This window comes from Bacillus sp. BC05(2025), from assembly GCF_056725905.1.
Genome location: NZ_JBWYRA010000007.1, coordinates 14,235 through 28,988 on the forward strand (window position 1 = coordinate 14,235; position 14,754 = coordinate 28,988).

Genomic DNA, 14,754 nt, shown 5'->3' on the forward strand with positions numbered 1-14,754 from the left:
TATCTCTTTTCAAAGATAGCTCTAGCCCACAGATTACTTTTCTACTATTATATTGTCTGCTTTTACAGACACATTTTTCGTGAATCCACTAACGATAAACATCACAATCATATTCATTAACAATGCGACTATACCTACATTTAAATCTTTTATATATTGAGGGAAACTTGGAAACATCGTAGCTATAGTTGAACCAGATAAAGTAATATATGCGACTACTAACAACCCAATCCCCATTCCCGCAATTGCCCCTTGTTTCGTAATAACTTGACGTGGAAACAAACTACATACAAGTGCAGGGAAAAGTTGTGTCACTATACTATATCCCATTAAAAGAAGTGCTCCTATCGTTTCTCCACCTTTAAAAGTAAACAAAACAGCTACAAGCGTTACTACAGGGACAAATAATTTCGCCGCTTTTGCAACTTGTCGATCCGAAGCAGATGGGACCATTGTTCGGTAAATATTTTTCGCTAATAATGTAGAAGCGGCCATAACAAGCATAGAACCAGGAACTAATGCTGTTAAAACCCCTGCACTACCAATAATCCCAATAAACCACGGATCAAAAGTTTGAAGAGCGAGACGGAATAACGAAAGGTCTACATCTCCTCCTTTTAACCCTGGAACCTGCAGTATAGCAGCAAATCCTGCAAAGAATACGAAAAGTAAAACTAAAGAATACAGTGGCATAATTGCCGCATTTTTACGAAATACGTTTTCGTTTTTGGCAGAGAAAGCAGAAGCGAATGTATGGGGCCACATATAGAAACCTAGAGCTGTTAATACAATAGTAGAAACAAACCAAGAAATACTCATTCCTTCATCAGGTAAAGATAAAAATCCTGGTTTTGCTGCTTCTACTGCTTCAAACATCGGCTGAAATCCTCCGTAATAATGGTACGGTAAATATATGCCTAAAAACATAACGATAAACAGTATCATAATATCCTTCAAAGCGGCCGTCCAAGCAGAGCCGTGTATACCTGAAACCATTACATATATCGTTATGACAATTGCACCAATCCACACTGCAATAACTGGCGATACTCTTCCGTAAGACGCTTCCGAAACGATAATCCCCAACCCTTTTAACTGTAAAACAAGGTATGGGATAATCGAAATGACCCCAATGATAGAAACGATTATGCCAAGTGTCTGACTCTTATATTTCTTCACAAAAAAATCTGGCTGCGAAACAAGATTATGCTCTTTCGCATACTTCCAAACTGGTGGTAATAAAAAGTAAGATAAAATATAAGCTAATGCGCCATAACCTAAAATATAGAAAGTAGGGGCTCCTTTACTATACGCCCAGCCACTTCCGCCTAAAAATGTGAAGGTCGTATAAATTTCACCTGCCATAAGAAGAAAAACAAAAATAGTGCCAAAGCCTCTTCCTCCAACTGACCATTGCTCTAAATTCATATCTTTTCCATGTTGCGCCCGAATTCCTAAAAATAGTGCAAGAAACAAAAATAAAATAATGATAAGTAATGCGGTCATTTTACATCCCCCTTATTCGCAGGATCAAATACATACACAATCCCCATACAAAGAGACGTAATGAGCACCGATAATAATATCCAAAATAATAAAAATGGCATCCCTAATATGTAAGGAGTAACTGAATTAGCAAATACGGGTCCAATAACTAAACAAAAAACTGGAATAAGCGCTAATAGATGTATTTTCTTCATCTCATTCTCCTTTACTTATGAAATTCATAATGGACGATACAAAGACTTCCACGCCAATTGGTAATGCATCTTCATCAATCGTAAAACGAGGATGATGGTGAGGGTATATAATTCCTTTCTCTTTATTTCCTGCTCCGATAAAAAAGAATGTCCCTGGTGCCTTTTGTAAAAACGCTGAAAAATCTTCCCCAGCCATCGTCGGCTGTAAACGAGTAACTCTTTCTCTTCCATAAAGTTGTAATGCTGTTTGCTCAATAATCTCTGTAACCTCATAATCATTTACGACTGGGCGATATCCATATTCATAAGAAAATGTATATTTCGCTTCGTAAGCTTCCGTCACATGCTTCACGATCTGTTCAATCCGTTTTTCTGTTTCTTCTCGTAACTCATGTCTTAAACTCCGCACTGTCCCTTCAATCTCCGCTTGTTCTGGAATTACATTATGGGTTGTCCCAGCATGAAACTGCGTAACAGATACTACAAGGGAATCTAACGGGTTCGTAAGGCGAGATACAATTTGCTGAAGTTGCGAAACAACTTGTGTACCGATTGCAATACTATCAACCGTTTCATGAGGGATTCCAGCATGTCCCCCTTTTCCTTCTATTGTAATTTTAAAAACATCCGGGGCAGCCATTGCCGGACCATAAATTACACCTATTTTCCCCACCTGTAACGATGCCCAAAGGTGAGCACCAATAATATAATCCACACCTTCCATTACACCCGCTGTAACCATTTCTTCTGCACCGCCAGGAAAGTTTTCTTCTGCATGTTGGAAGAGAAAACGAATCTCCCCCTTAACCTTCTCTCTTTCCTCTACTAACTTATGTACAACTCCAAGTAATATCGCTATATGCCCATCATGGCCACATGCATGCATCACACCTGGATATGCAGAAATAAAATCAAACTCATTTTCTTCATGAATAGGAAGAGCATCCATGTCAGCACGAACCGCGATGGTTTTACCAGGCTGCTTACCAATTAACCTTGCCATTACACTATATTTAGTAGGTCTTGACACTTCTAAATGTGGGATTTTCCGAAGTATGTCGAATACAAACTGTGATGTTTTTTCTTCTTGAAAAGATAACTCTGGATACTTATGAAAATGCCTTCTCCACTCAATCAATTGATTTTTCGATACAACTAGTTCCTTCGCTACATCCATTTCTCTTCTCCCCTTCTTCACCAAGTTAAATGTTATTATAACGTGAATTGTTAAGTTTTAAAAGAATATTCCGAATTTTCCATTATAAACATTTAAAAATAAAAAGCCATCAAAAAGATGACTTTTCATTATTACAAAATAGTAATCGCTTGTTTCCCCATTTGCTCCCACGCTTTCTCAAACTCTGCTCGTGGAACAGCGAAACGCGGATTGTTTTTCAGAGGATCATTTACATACACAAAGTTTTGATCGTATCCAACCACTACTACACTATGCTCAAAATATGTAATTTTCACTTCACCAGAACTTGTTTTCCATGTTTCAAAACTACTTTCAGCTAGTGGCTTAAACGTTGTATTAATAATAACCCATACTGGAGAACCAGAACTAATTACCTTATATAGATCATTCACGTCTCTATCTGTTAAATTAATTACTTTTTCAGGAACATATTTTTCTGCTAAATTAAAGATTGGTTTATTGTATACACCATATCCTTGTTCAGCTTTCGTATAAATATTTCCAACAAATCCCTCATAAGGATTTCCACGCAAACCATCTTGTTCAAATGGAACTCGATGAATTTCACTGGCAAGTTGCATCTTATCTACTTGTACACCTTTATATTGTAGCAACATAGCTAAGCTTGTCACTTCACATCCACGAGGTAATTCTGGTAACTGCTTTATAAACGGAACATTTTCAATCATAGCCGCTTCTTTCATTTCAGATAGAAAATCTAAGCGTAGCACTTGTGCCTTTTGTATAATCTTATCTTTCCCTATAAAGAACGCGGCAGCAAATATAATTCCAAAAACAAAAAGATATTTTAACTTTTTCATTTTAAACAAAACTCCATTAATTATTATTTTACAGATATACCTCCTATCATTGTACCTTGCTTCTTACTAGTTTGCTAGAAAGATTCTGTGAATTATTGTTCACACTTTTACTATCATGAAAATTCTAATTATTTTTAATAAAGAGAAAAAACAATATACTTTTTAGCAACATTTTGCTAAAATCAAAATTATTAACATGGTGAAGATATCACCTTGTTAATAAAAACATTCTTAGAGTATTTAGTCATAGTTCGTTTTTTTACATACTCCATTCATTTCATAGCAAATAAACTGAGTATGTATCACATCCCCCACTAATGATTAAAAACTCAGAATGTAAACCAGTTAACACATACAAGAAAATAACGGGGTGAGGGGCATATGAATCAACAAGTAGAACAAACAGATTTAAAACGAACAATGAAAAGTAGACACCTATTTATGATTGCACTTGGTGGTGTTATCGGTACTGGCCTATTTATGGGATCTGGTCAAATTGTCCATAACGCCGGCCCTGGTGGTGCTATTCTTGCATTTTTAGTCGGTGGATTTGTTATGTATTTAACGATGTTATGTCTTGGTGAATTATCCGTAGCTATGCCAGAAGCAGGTTCATTCCAAAGCTATGCAAGCAAATTTATTTCACCTGGTTTTGGTTTTGTTGTCGGTTGGATGTATTGGTTAAATTGGGCTGTTACAGTTGGAGTAGAGTTAACAACTGTAAGTATTTTAATGAAACGCTGGTTTCCAGACGTTTCTTCGTGGATTTGGTGTGTTACATTTGCGGCAGCACTCTTTCTTGTAAACGCTTTATCAGCAAAAGCATATGCAGAAGCAGAATTTTGGTTCGCAAGTGTAAAAGTCGCAACTATAGTTGTTTTCATCGTACTCGGTGGTGCAGTTATGTTTGGCCTACTAGACTTTAACGGAAAACCAGCTCCAATGCTTCACAATTTCACTGAAAATGGCGGATTATTTCCAAATGGTGCATTGGCTGTTCTTCTTACGATGATTACAGTGAATTATTCTTTCCAAGGAACAGAATTAATCGGAATCGCTTCAGGAGAAAGTGAGAATCCTGAAAAAACTATTCCAAAAGCAATCAAAAATACCATTTGGCGGACGCTATTCTTCTTCGTCCTAGCCATATCAGTTGTTGTAGGTTTACTCCCGTGGCAAGAGGCTAATCTAGTCGAAAGTCCATTTGTACTTGTATTTGATGTAGCTGGTGTTCCATATGCAGCAGACATTATGAACTTTGTTATTATTACAGCTGTATTATCCGTAGCCAATTCTGGCCTATACGCAAATTCGCGTATGCTTTGGGCGATGGCAAAACAAGGAATGGCAAGTCCAGCTTTTACGAAGTTAACGAAAAAAGGTGTGCCACTGAACGCATTAATTTTCAGTCTCATTTTCGCGAGCTTATCTCTATTAACAAGTATATTTGCAGCAGATACTGTCTTTTTAGTTTTAACATCTATTGCAGCTATGGCCGCTGTCGTAGTTTGGATGTCAATCGCAGCTTCACAGTTTTTCTTCCGTAGAAACTTCTTGAAAAACGGCGGAGACATTAATGATTTAAAATATCGCACACCACTTTATCCATTAGTTCCAATCGTAGCATTCTCACTCAATTTCATTACATTTGTAAGTTTAGCTTTCATTCCAGATCAGAGAATTGCTCTTTATTGCGGTATTCCATTTATGATCATTTGTTACATTTTATACCGAGTTAAATATAAAAAAGTTGTCACATTTGAACAACAAATAAGTCTAAAAAAAGAAGTAAACTAAATATACAAAATATTCAGCTATCTTTCTTATAATAAGATAGCTTTTTTCTATTTCTTGGGTATCCTGGTATAACTTTATTTATCTTAAAATTTTCACAATCGCATTTTTCTCTGGAAAATAGTTTACAATGTAATCAAGTTACAAATGATATTCACCTTAAAAAGTGTGCATTTGTGTCTATTTTTTAACAATATCTCAAAAACTATTGCCTTCTATAAATTAATAGGTTTATATTGTTTTATTGGCATAGTTTCAATCCAAGGAGAAAGGAGATTTTCAATCGTGCAACTAAAGAAAGCGTTTTGGAAGTTGGCTTCGCTTCTTCCGTTATCATTACTTCTGTTCCTCGGTGGCTGTGATAAAAAACTCGCAGTATTAAATCCGCAAGGACCTGTTGCAAAAGCACAGTATGATTTAATTGTTTGGTCATTCTTGCTTATGTCATTAATTATCGCAATTGTATTCATCTTGTTTACAGTCATCTTGATTCGTTATCGTGAAAAACCAGAGAATATGGACTATGAGCCACCTGAACAACACGGTAACACATTATTAGAAATCATTTGGACGCTTGTTCCTGTTATTATCGTTATCGCATTATCGATTCCAACAGTAAAAGCAACTTATGCTTCGGAAGAGGTTCCGAAAGAGTCCGAACATATTAAACCAGTGGAGATTTATGTTACATCTGCAAACTGGAAATGGTTATTCAGTTACCCAGAGGAAAAAATTGAAACCGTTAACTATTTAAACATCCCAGCTGGTGTACCAATTCAATTCAAACTGACTTCTGTCGGCCCAATGAATGCTTTCTGGGTACCAGAACTTGGTGGTATGAAGTACACTATGGATGGCATGATTATGGACCTTTATTTACAAGCTGATAAGCCAGGTTCTTACCTAGGCCGTAGCGCGAACTTCTCTGGTGAAGGATTCACTCACATGGAGTTCGAAGTTGAAGCAAAAACTAAAGAGAAGTATGACAAGTGGGTTAAAGAAGTACAACAAACTGCTCCTAAACTAACAGAAGATAAGTACAACGAAATTGTTAAACCTGGTGTAGTTGGTCGTATGACATTCTCTAGCCATCACTTAAGTTATGTAGATCCAAAATCACTTGAATATTGTGATTACAACTACTACAAAAACAAAAAATAATAGCTATAATTCCAACAGATTGGAGTGAACAAAGTGAAGCTTGATGAATTTTTTGTCACAGGTGACCCGATTATTTACGGTGCAGACGCTTCTATCGTTCTTGTGACATTAGCAATCATTTTCGTACTAACAAAGTATAAAAAATGGAAATGGCTTTGGGACGAATGGTTAACAACTGTTGACCATAAAAAGATTGGGGCCATGTATATTATCTCTGCGGTTATTATGTTATTCCGTGGTGGTATGGACGGTTTAATGATCCGTGCACAGTTAACATTCCCAGAAACAACTTATTTAAACGCTGAACACTATAACGGAATCTTCACAACACACGGTACAGTTATGATTCTTTTCATGGCGATGCCATTCGTTATGGGATTAATGAACCTTGTAGTACCATTACAAATTGGTGCTCGTGACGTTGCATATCCGTTCTTAAATGCTTTAAGTTTCTGGTTATTCTTTGTCGGAGCAATGTTATTCAACATCGCTTTCGTAATCGGTGGTTCTCCAGACGCTGGGTGGACTTCTTACTTCCCAATGGCAGGTACAGAGTTTACTTCTGGTGTAGGAAATAACTACTACGCAATTGCATTACAGATTTCAGGTCTCGGTACGTTAATGACAGGTATTAACTTCCTTGTTACTATCTTAAAAATGCGTACACCTGGTATGACTTTAATGAGAATGCCAATGTTTACTTGGTCAATCTTAATTACAACAATTATCATTATTTTCGCTTTCCCAGTATTAACAGTTGCTCTTGCATTAATGACATTTGACCGTCTATTCGATGCTCACTTCTTTACGATGGCGAGCGGCGGTATGCCAATGTTATGGGCCAACCTATTCTGGGTATGGGGTCACCCTGAAGTATATATCGTTATTTTACCGGCATTCGGTATTTTCTCTGAAATCATTAGTACATTCTCACGTAAACGTCTATTCGGTTACAGTGCGATGGTATACTCAATGGTTGCAATTTCTTTACTAAGTTTCGTCGTATGGCTTCACCACTTCTTCACGATGGGTGCAGGTCCAGCGGTTAACTCATTCTTCTCGATTTCGACAATGGCGATTTCGATTCCAACCGGTGTTAAGATCTTTAACTGGTTGTTTACACTGTATAAAGGACGTATTCGTTTTACAGTTCCAATGCTTTGGTCATTGGCATTTATTCCAAACTTCGTAGTCGGTGGGGTTACAGGGGTTATGCTTGGTATGGCAGCAGCTGATTATCAGTACCATAACAGCTACTTCCTAATCGCTCACTTCCACTACGTATTAATCGCAGGTACAGTATTCGCTATGCTTGCTGGATTCACATTCTGGTATCCAAAAATGACTGGTCATATGTTAAATGAACGCCTAGGTAAATGGACATTCTGGATCTTTATGAGCGGATTCAACATCTGTTTCTTCCCAATGTACTTCTTAGGTTTAGACGGTATGACTCGTCGTATGTACACTTACTCTGAAAGTCTTGGATGGGGATGGCTAAACCAAATCGCATCTGTTGGTGCGGTAATGATGGGTATCGGCTTCCTACTTCTTTGCTACAACGTAATTTGGAGTGCTCGTCACGGTGAACGTGACACAACTGGAGATCCATGGGACGGCCGTACACTTGAATGGGCAACTCAATCTCCTGTACAACATTACAACTTCGCGAAACTTCCTGAAATCAAAGAAGCTGATGCTTTCTGGTACATGAAAAAACGCGGAGAAACAGTTACACCAGCAGCAGAAGATATCAAACCAATTCACATGCCAAGTAACTCTGGTGTGCCTATTATTGCGTCTGGATTCTTCGGTCTTGCAGGTTTCGCATTAGTATTTAGCTGGTTCTGGCTTGCAGCAATCGGCGGCATTGGTATTTTAGCTTGCTTAATCTATCGTTCATTCGATTACGATGACGGTTACTATATTAGTGTTGATGAAATTAAAAAATCAGAACATGTAGCATGAGAGGTGAAATGATATGGCGGCTTTAGACAAAAGCTTACCTTTGGAATATCAATCCGAACAAAGCAGATTGAATATCCTAGGATTCTGGATTTTTCTTGGGGCTGAAATTATGCTGTTCGCAACACTTTTCGCCTCTTATCTAGTACTTGCTGGTCGTACGGCAGATGGCCCAACACCAGCACAACTGTTTGAACTTAAAACGCTTTTAATTCAAACATTACTACTTTTAACAAGTAGTTTCACATGTGGTATCGTAATTCACGAAATGCGTAAGCATAACCAAAAAGCAATGCTTGGATGGTTCATCCTTACATTACTTTTAGGTGCAGGTTTCCTATTCTTCGAAATCGAAGAGTTCATTATGTATATTGGTGAAGGCGCGACAATTCAAACAAGTGCTTTCTTATCTGGATTCTTCGTTCTTCTTGGAACGCACGGAGCCCACGTAACAGGCGGTATCATTTGGGCGATTTGTGTTATTATCCAAATTTTAAAACGAGGTTTAACACCAGTTACAGCTCGTAAAGTATTCATTATCAGCTTATACTGGCATTTCCTTGATCTTGTTTGGGTATTTATTTACACACTAGTTTACTTGAACGGGATGGTGGCGTAAATGAGTCAAAATAACAACCAAGCAAACGGGCATGCGCATAGCGGATTCCCTTGGTCACACGTTTTCGGATTTATTTTATCGCTTGCACTAACGTTTCTAGCTCTATACGTGGCACTTTACACAAACCTGCCACTTTCAACGATCTTAACAACTATTATCATAATGGCTGTTGCGCAAGCGTTGTTACAATTAATTATGTTCATGCACTTAAAAGAAGGAGAAGGAAGAGTTCAAATTCTTACTATGATATACAGTTTCTTCGTTGCAACTGCAACAGTTGGTTTAACTGTATGGATCTTCTTCTCAATGTAATGTACATGAAAAGACTGCTGAGATTTCTCAGCAGTCTTTTTTTATTACATCCCCTATTACATCCACATTACGGAATTAACAACAGAATCATGAAAAATATACTTATTATGACAAATGTTAAGAAAACTCTTTCTTTATGAAATCGAATCCATATGCGTTGCTTTTCTACCTATTATATGGCTAAATAAGTACTATATTTATTTGAAGGGAGAGAACGCAATGGAACATCACACTTCTGTTCTATCACTTATGGTTGTCGTTGCAATCGCGTTTTTCGTTCCCCTTTTGTTACAACGCTTTAAATTAAAAGCACTTCCTGTCGTGGTTGCAGAAATCATCGCAGGAATCTTTGTAGGTAAAAGTGGGTTTAATATTATTGAGCCAGATATGTGGCTTCAAGTCTTATCGACACTAGGATTTATCTTCCTTATGTTTTTAAGCGGTTTAGAAATTGATTTTTCTATCTTTAAACAAAAAGGGAAAAAAAATACGACAAACGAACCAAACACGTTTCAAGCAGCAAGCATTATCTTCTTCTTTATTTTCATCTTATCTTATGCCCTATCATTACTATTCGTATGGCTAGGATTTGTAGATAATGCAATGTTCATGACTTTAATTATTTCAACTATTTCTTTAGGTGTTGTCGTACCAACATTAAAAGAGAATAACTTAGGAAAAACGGCGATTGGACAAATCATTTTATTAGTCGCTGTTATTGCAGATTTAGTTACAATGATTTTACTCGCTGTATTCGTCGGATTAAATTCTGAAAGCGGTCAAAGCATGTGGCTCCTTCTCCTTCTATTCGGCGCTGGTATTGTTATTTACTTCGTTGCAAAACGCTTTAAAAACATTCCATACTTAGATAACTTAAAAGCTGGTAGTGTACAAATTGATACACGAGCTGTTTTTGCACTCATCTTAATATTAGTTGGGTTATCTGAATCTGTTGGAGCTGAAAATATTTTAGGTGCCTTCTTAGCAGGGGTACTCGTATCATTATTATCACCAAATGAAGATATGGTTGAAAAACTGGATTCCATTGGATATGGTTTCTTCATTCCTATTTTCTTCGTAATGGTTGGTGTAAATTTAGAGGTTTGGTCTATTTTTAAAGAACCTTCTAGCATGTTAATGATCCCAATTTTAATTGTAGGACTCTTTATTTCAAAGCTGTTACCATCACTTGTTTTACGCAAATGGTATCCACGGAATATCGTACTAGGAAGTGCCATCTTATTAACATCGACACTTTCTTTAGTTATTGCAGCTGCACAAATTGGTGAAAAACTAGGGATCATCAGTCCAAGTTTATCTGCTTCACTTATTTTAAGCGCAGTTATTACTTGTATTTTTGCACCTATATTATTTAAAAAGATGTTCCCGAAAGTAGAAACACCAAAACCAAAAGTTTCTATTATTGGCGCGAGTAGAATTACCCTTCCGTTATCACTTGATTTAAAACGAGAAGATTATGACGTAACGCTTTATATGATGCGTCAAAATAAAATAAATGATGAGGAAGCAAAATCACATGACTTCCCTATCGTAAAATTAGATGACATCACAATCGCATCATTAACTGAACAAACAGCATTTAACGCAGACCGCGTTGTTGTTGCAACAAGTGATGATGAGCAAAACTTATTATTAGCAGAACATGCAAAAGAACTAGGTGTTGAACATGTTATTGCAAGTGTAGAAGATCCTCTTCTACAAGAAAAAGCAACGCAAGAACATATCGCTGTATTCTCAACAATTAACTCTACACGTATTCTATTACGTGCACTTATTGATAAACCGAGTCTCGTTCGCTTAATTACAACAGCTAACGAAACGGTCCGCGAAGTTGAACTACGAAGCAATAAATATAACGGCGTGGCACTTCGCCGCCTTCCTTTTTTAGGTGATGTACTAGTCATTCAAATTTATCGTGGGAATAAAGCATTAATTCCACATGGTGATACGAGACTACAGCACGGTGATACATTACTTGTAACAGGTTCAAAAGAACATATCGATACACTAAAAAGCATATTAGAATAGAAAATGTCCCTCACATAATTGAGGGGCATTTTTTTCCATCTCATATGGTAAAATGTAACTATCACATATTATGAGGGTGGATCACATTATGTCTATTGTCACTTTAGCTCTTTTATTGTTAGCAGAAATACTCGTTGCCATTATTCTCATCGGTGTTAGTATTGAGATTTGTAGTTACGGATGGAAAAAATCGAATGGAATAAAATATTCTTGCCTCCTACTTTCACTCCTTCTCGGAACTGCTAGCATACTCGGACTTCTCGCCGCACCTGCCTATTTCTTTATACAATTAACAGAAAAAGCCTTATAAGAAAGGATGCTAATATGATTACCGTGAAAAATATTGAGGGATCTGAAACTTACGTATTACGTCAAAAAATTTTGCGCCCGAGTCAAACATTAGCAGATTGTAAATATCCTTCCGATTATGAAACAGACACCTTCCACTTAGGCGCATTTATAAACGATGAACTAATTAGTATCGCTTCCTTCTCAAAAGAAATATATCCCGACTTACCAACGGGTATTCATTATCGTCTACGAGGAATGGCAACATTACCTGAATTTCGAAACAACCGTGCTGGAAGCTCCTTAATTCAGAAGGCGATACAAGTCTTGCAAGAGCGTCAAGCAAATATATTATGGTGTAATGGGCGAATTACTGTAGCTGACTATTACAAACGCTTAGGCTTCCAGGAACATGGTGAGATCTTTGAAATTGAACCGATTGGTCTTCATAAAGTACTATATAAAAGAATATAAAAAAAGCTTTCCGCAATACGGGAAAGCTTTTTTATATTTCATTCTTCACTTTTTATTCTCTTCATATATATGTATATAAACAAACTAGGCACTAAAAAACACGCAAACATAATAAGTCCTGTCATACTAATTTCCTTCATCGAAATATTCGGTGTTACAACGATACAAATGGCTAAAATACCAATAATAATACTTACCGGAATAAATAATAACTTCATAAAATAACTACGTGATACTCCGCCCGTATGCTCATACACTTCCACTGAATTTTTCAGGTTTAAAAAGTTAATAACTATTATCCCGCACATAAATACCATTAATAAATCCGAAACACTTTCATACCCTGCACCTTGCAAAACGTAGCGATAAAAAACAATACCTAGTATGACAATATTTTGTAAGATGAAAACGAGTCTAATATGTTTTAGCCCCTCAATCATTAAGCGTTCATCTTTCACGATTCTCATCCTCTCACTCCTTTTCCTCCCAAAATAAATCATTCAAAGTTTTATCTACTGCATAACAAATTTTCAAACATAAATCCAAAGATGGGTTGTATTTCCCCTTCTCAATTAAACTAATCGTTTGCCTTGTAACGCCTACTTTTTCTGCTAATTGTTGCTGTGTTAAATCTAACTGAACACGCGCGACTTTTATTTTACTTACAGCCATTCATGTTCCCCCTCTATCTATATTGTAATATATATTACAATAAGTAATTTATATTTTACGTAACTAATTATAGTTTCACTTTATTATACACAAAAAAGGGGCCTCTCATAAGAAGCCCCCTCTCCTATATCTATATTATAAGAATAAATGACATCCAAATAAAATTGTAAATAAGTAGAGTAGCGGATGTACTTCCATCCCTTTCCCCTTCACAATTTTTAAGACTGGATACACTAGAAATCCAATTGCAATTCCATTCGCAATACTAGACGTTAACGGAATACCAACGAAAATTAAAAATGCTGGTAACGCATCATCAAATTCATTCCAATTAATATCACGAAGACTTTGCGCCATTAAACTACCTACAATAATTAATGAAGGAGCTGTAATAGCGGCTACGCTTGATAAAGAAGCAATAACAGGGCTGAAGAATGCCGTTATAATCGTTAGACCGACTACTACAATACCTGTTAATCCCGTTTTACCACCCGCAGCAATACCAGCTGACGATTCAATCGTCGCTGCTGTTGGGCTTGTCCCAAAGATAGAGCCCGTAGTCCCACCAATTGCATCCGCAATAAACGCTTTACCAAAACGCTTCTCTGTATTATCTGTAATTAAACCTGCTTGTTTAATTAAACCGAGTAATGCACCTGTTGTATCAAATAACAGTACAAGTAAAAAAGAAAATACAACACCGTATAATCCGTATTCAATTACATCTGTAAAGGCGTTGATTGGATTTGAAACGATAATTCCCTCTGGTAAATGAGGCATCGCAACAATTTTATCCGTAAACTTCAGTTGCCCTGTAAAGAAGGCTATAATTCCTGTCACAATCATACTAATAAATAATGCACCGCTCACACGTAATGCCATTAATACCGCCGCTAATATTAAACCAATTAAGGTTAAAATAACGGCTGGAGAATGGAAGTCACCAATCGTAACTAAGTTAGATGGATGATCAACGATAATTCCAGATAGACGTAATCCAATAAAAGCAATAAACAACCCAATTCCACCTGCAATCGCATGTTTTAAACTGTCAGGAATTGCGACGATTAGCTTTTGTCTAAACGAAGTGAAAGATAATAAAAGAAAAATGATACCTGTTACAAATACTGCTGAAAACGCAATGACATATGTAATCCCCTCTGCCTGTTGAACAACAGAATAAGCAAAATACGCATTCATTCCCATAGCTGGAGCAATAACAATTGGATAGTTAGCTAAAAACGCCATGCATAGTGTCCCTACAACAGTCGCAATAATAGTTGCCGTAAAAGCTTGATCAAATGGTACACCTGCATCAGATAATATTTTCGGATTGATGACAAGAATATACGCAAATGTAAAAAAAGTTGTGATGCCAGCTAAAAGCTCTTGCTTCACAGAAGTGTTATATTTTTGTAATTGAAACATGGTTATGTACCCTTCCTACATCTGAATTATTATCACACATTCTTTTCTTACTAGTATGTGAGAAAATATAATACTTAATCTTAACAATCAATAAAAAGAAGAGTCAATATATTCACTAATAGTTCGAATTTTAAGTTTAAGTCTGACAAGCACAGATGTAGTACAGTTCATACTGATTATTTTTGTAGCATAACAGATAGAAATGTTTTATAATTTGAAATAGTTAAATATTTAGTAAACGCATTCAAATACCGTTCACTCTACAAGGGGGAT

Annotated in this window: 15 protein-coding genes; 8 read left to right on the forward strand and 7 right to left on the reverse strand. The window is 36.6% G+C overall.

The window, feature by feature from the left end; all coding sequences use genetic code 11:
- Nucleotides 1-33: 33 nt before the first annotated feature.
- The 4 genes from ACZ76X_RS20365 to ACZ76X_RS20380 form a co-directional block, all read right to left on the reverse strand.
- Nucleotides 34-1,506: a sodium:solute symporter family protein gene (locus tag ACZ76X_RS20365; protein ID WP_061658273.1), complete on the reverse strand. Its 1,473-nt coding sequence runs from the start codon at nucleotides 1,504-1,506 to the stop codon at nucleotides 34-36.
- A complete protein-coding gene (locus tag ACZ76X_RS20370; protein ID WP_144656802.1) occupies nucleotides 1,503-1,700 on the reverse strand; it encodes a DUF3311 domain-containing protein in 198 nt (65 codons plus the stop codon). The genes ACZ76X_RS20365 and ACZ76X_RS20370 overlap by 4 nt, the downstream gene beginning before the upstream one ends.
- Nucleotide 1,701: 1 nt before the next feature.
- Nucleotides 1,702-2,877 (reverse strand): amidohydrolase, encoded by a 1,176-nt coding sequence (locus ACZ76X_RS20375; protein WP_479851514.1) that lies wholly within the window; start codon nucleotides 2,875-2,877, stop codon nucleotides 1,702-1,704.
- Nucleotides 2,878-3,008: 131 nt separating this feature from the next.
- Nucleotides 3,009-3,719: a C39 family peptidase gene (locus ACZ76X_RS20380; protein ID WP_113742549.1), complete on the reverse strand. Its 711-nt coding sequence runs from the start codon at nucleotides 3,717-3,719 to the stop codon at nucleotides 3,009-3,011.
- 381 nt (nucleotides 3,720-4,100) lie between these two features.
- Between ACZ76X_RS20380 and ACZ76X_RS20385 the strand changes: the two genes are divergently transcribed.
- From ACZ76X_RS20385 to ACZ76X_RS20420, 8 genes are all read left to right on the forward strand, one after another.
- Nucleotides 4,101-5,516: an amino acid permease gene (locus ACZ76X_RS20385; protein WP_479851515.1), complete on the forward strand. Its 1,416-nt coding sequence runs from the start codon at nucleotides 4,101-4,103 to the stop codon at nucleotides 5,514-5,516.
- Nucleotides 5,517-5,798: 282 nt separating this feature from the next.
- Entirely contained in the window at nucleotides 5,799-6,674 is an 876-nt protein-coding gene (locus tag ACZ76X_RS20390; protein WP_098669164.1) for a cytochrome aa3 quinol oxidase subunit II, read from the forward strand.
- Between the two features lie 33 nt (nucleotides 6,675-6,707).
- Nucleotides 6,708-8,642 carry a cytochrome aa3 quinol oxidase subunit I gene (gene qoxB / locus ACZ76X_RS20395; protein WP_142337505.1) on the forward strand — a complete coding sequence of 645 codons (1,935 nt, stop codon included), beginning with the start codon at nucleotides 6,708-6,710 and terminating at the stop codon, nucleotides 8,640-8,642.
- Nucleotides 8,643-8,655: 13 nt separating this feature from the next.
- Complete coding sequence (gene qoxC, locus ACZ76X_RS20400; RefSeq protein ID WP_000729315.1) at nucleotides 8,656-9,258, forward strand: cytochrome aa3 quinol oxidase subunit III; 603 nt, start codon at nucleotides 8,656-8,658, stop codon at nucleotides 9,256-9,258.
- Nucleotides 9,259-9,570, forward strand: a complete 312-nt coding sequence (gene qoxD / locus ACZ76X_RS20405; protein WP_000081349.1) for a cytochrome aa3 quinol oxidase subunit IV — start codon at nucleotides 9,259-9,261, stop codon at nucleotides 9,568-9,570.
- Nucleotides 9,571-9,789: 219 nt separating this feature from the next.
- The gene (locus tag ACZ76X_RS20410; protein WP_479851516.1) at nucleotides 9,790-11,619 is read left to right on the forward strand and encodes a monovalent cation:proton antiporter family protein; all 1,830 of its coding nucleotides are present in this window, start codon (nucleotides 9,790-9,792) and stop codon (nucleotides 11,617-11,619) included.
- Between the two features lie 70 nt (nucleotides 11,620-11,689).
- Complete coding sequence (locus ACZ76X_RS20415) at nucleotides 11,690-11,929, forward strand: DUF4022 family protein (RefSeq protein ID WP_098669161.1); 240 nt, start codon at nucleotides 11,690-11,692, stop codon at nucleotides 11,927-11,929.
- Between the two features lie 14 nt (nucleotides 11,930-11,943).
- Complete coding sequence (locus ACZ76X_RS20420) at nucleotides 11,944-12,381, forward strand: GNAT family N-acetyltransferase (RefSeq protein ID WP_098669160.1); 438 nt, start codon at nucleotides 11,944-11,946, stop codon at nucleotides 12,379-12,381.
- Between the two features lie 38 nt (nucleotides 12,382-12,419).
- Here the strand turns inward: ACZ76X_RS20420 and ACZ76X_RS20425 are convergent, their stop codons facing one another.
- The 3 genes from ACZ76X_RS20425 to ACZ76X_RS20435 form a co-directional block, all read right to left on the reverse strand.
- The gene (locus ACZ76X_RS20425) at nucleotides 12,420-12,848 is read right to left on the reverse strand and encodes a hypothetical protein (RefSeq protein WP_479851517.1); all 429 of its coding nucleotides are present in this window, start codon (nucleotides 12,846-12,848) and stop codon (nucleotides 12,420-12,422) included.
- Between the two features lie 4 nt (nucleotides 12,849-12,852).
- Complete coding sequence (locus tag ACZ76X_RS20430) at nucleotides 12,853-13,053, reverse strand: helix-turn-helix transcriptional regulator (RefSeq protein ID WP_000301182.1); 201 nt, start codon at nucleotides 13,051-13,053, stop codon at nucleotides 12,853-12,855.
- Between the two features lie 135 nt (nucleotides 13,054-13,188).
- On the reverse strand, nucleotides 13,189-14,481 hold the full coding sequence (locus tag ACZ76X_RS20435; protein ID WP_479851518.1) for an NCS2 family permease: 1,293 nt from the start codon (nucleotides 14,479-14,481) through the stop codon (nucleotides 13,189-13,191).
- Nucleotides 14,482-14,754 lie beyond the last annotated feature (273 nt).

What these genes read in the sequence shown, in the direction of transcription:
- ACZ76X_RS20410 (WP_479851516.1), top strand. Translation starts at nt 9,790, where the DNA reads ATGGAACATCACACTTCTGTTCTATCACTTATGGTTGTCGTTGCAATC.
- qoxD (WP_000081349.1), top strand. Translation starts at nt 9,259, where the DNA reads ATGAGTCAAAATAACAACCAAGCAAACGGGCATGCGCATAGCGGATTC.
- qoxC (WP_000729315.1), top strand. Translation starts at nt 8,656, where the DNA reads ATGGCGGCTTTAGACAAAAGCTTACCTTTGGAATATCAATCCGAACAA.
- ACZ76X_RS20365 (WP_061658273.1), bottom strand. Translation starts at nt 1,506, where the DNA reads ATGACCGCATTACTTATCATTATTTTATTTTTGTTTCTTGCACTATTT.
- ACZ76X_RS20380 (WP_113742549.1), bottom strand. Translation starts at nt 3,719, where the DNA reads ATGAAAAAGTTAAAATATCTTTTTGTTTTTGGAATTATATTTGCTGCC.
- ACZ76X_RS20435 (WP_479851518.1), bottom strand. Translation starts at nt 14,481, where the DNA reads ATGTTTCAATTACAAAAATATAACACTTCTGTGAAGCAAGAGCTTTTA.
- ACZ76X_RS20385 (WP_479851515.1), top strand. Translation starts at nt 4,101, where the DNA reads ATGAATCAACAAGTAGAACAAACAGATTTAAAACGAACAATGAAAAGT.
- ACZ76X_RS20430 (WP_000301182.1), bottom strand. Translation starts at nt 13,053, where the DNA reads ATGGCTGTAAGTAAAATAAAAGTCGCGCGTGTTCAGTTAGATTTAACA.
- ACZ76X_RS20415 (WP_098669161.1), top strand. Translation starts at nt 11,690, where the DNA reads ATGAGGGTGGATCACATTATGTCTATTGTCACTTTAGCTCTTTTATTG.
- ACZ76X_RS20375 (WP_479851514.1), bottom strand. Translation starts at nt 2,877, where the DNA reads ATGGATGTAGCGAAGGAACTAGTTGTATCGAAAAATCAATTGATTGAG.
- ACZ76X_RS20425 (WP_479851517.1), bottom strand. Translation starts at nt 12,848, where the DNA reads ATGAGAATCGTGAAAGATGAACGCTTAATGATTGAGGGGCTAAAACAT.
- ACZ76X_RS20370 (WP_144656802.1), bottom strand. Translation starts at nt 1,700, where the DNA reads ATGAAGAAAATACATCTATTAGCGCTTATTCCAGTTTTTTGTTTAGTT.
- ACZ76X_RS20420 (WP_098669160.1), top strand. Translation starts at nt 11,944, where the DNA reads ATGATTACCGTGAAAAATATTGAGGGATCTGAAACTTACGTATTACGT.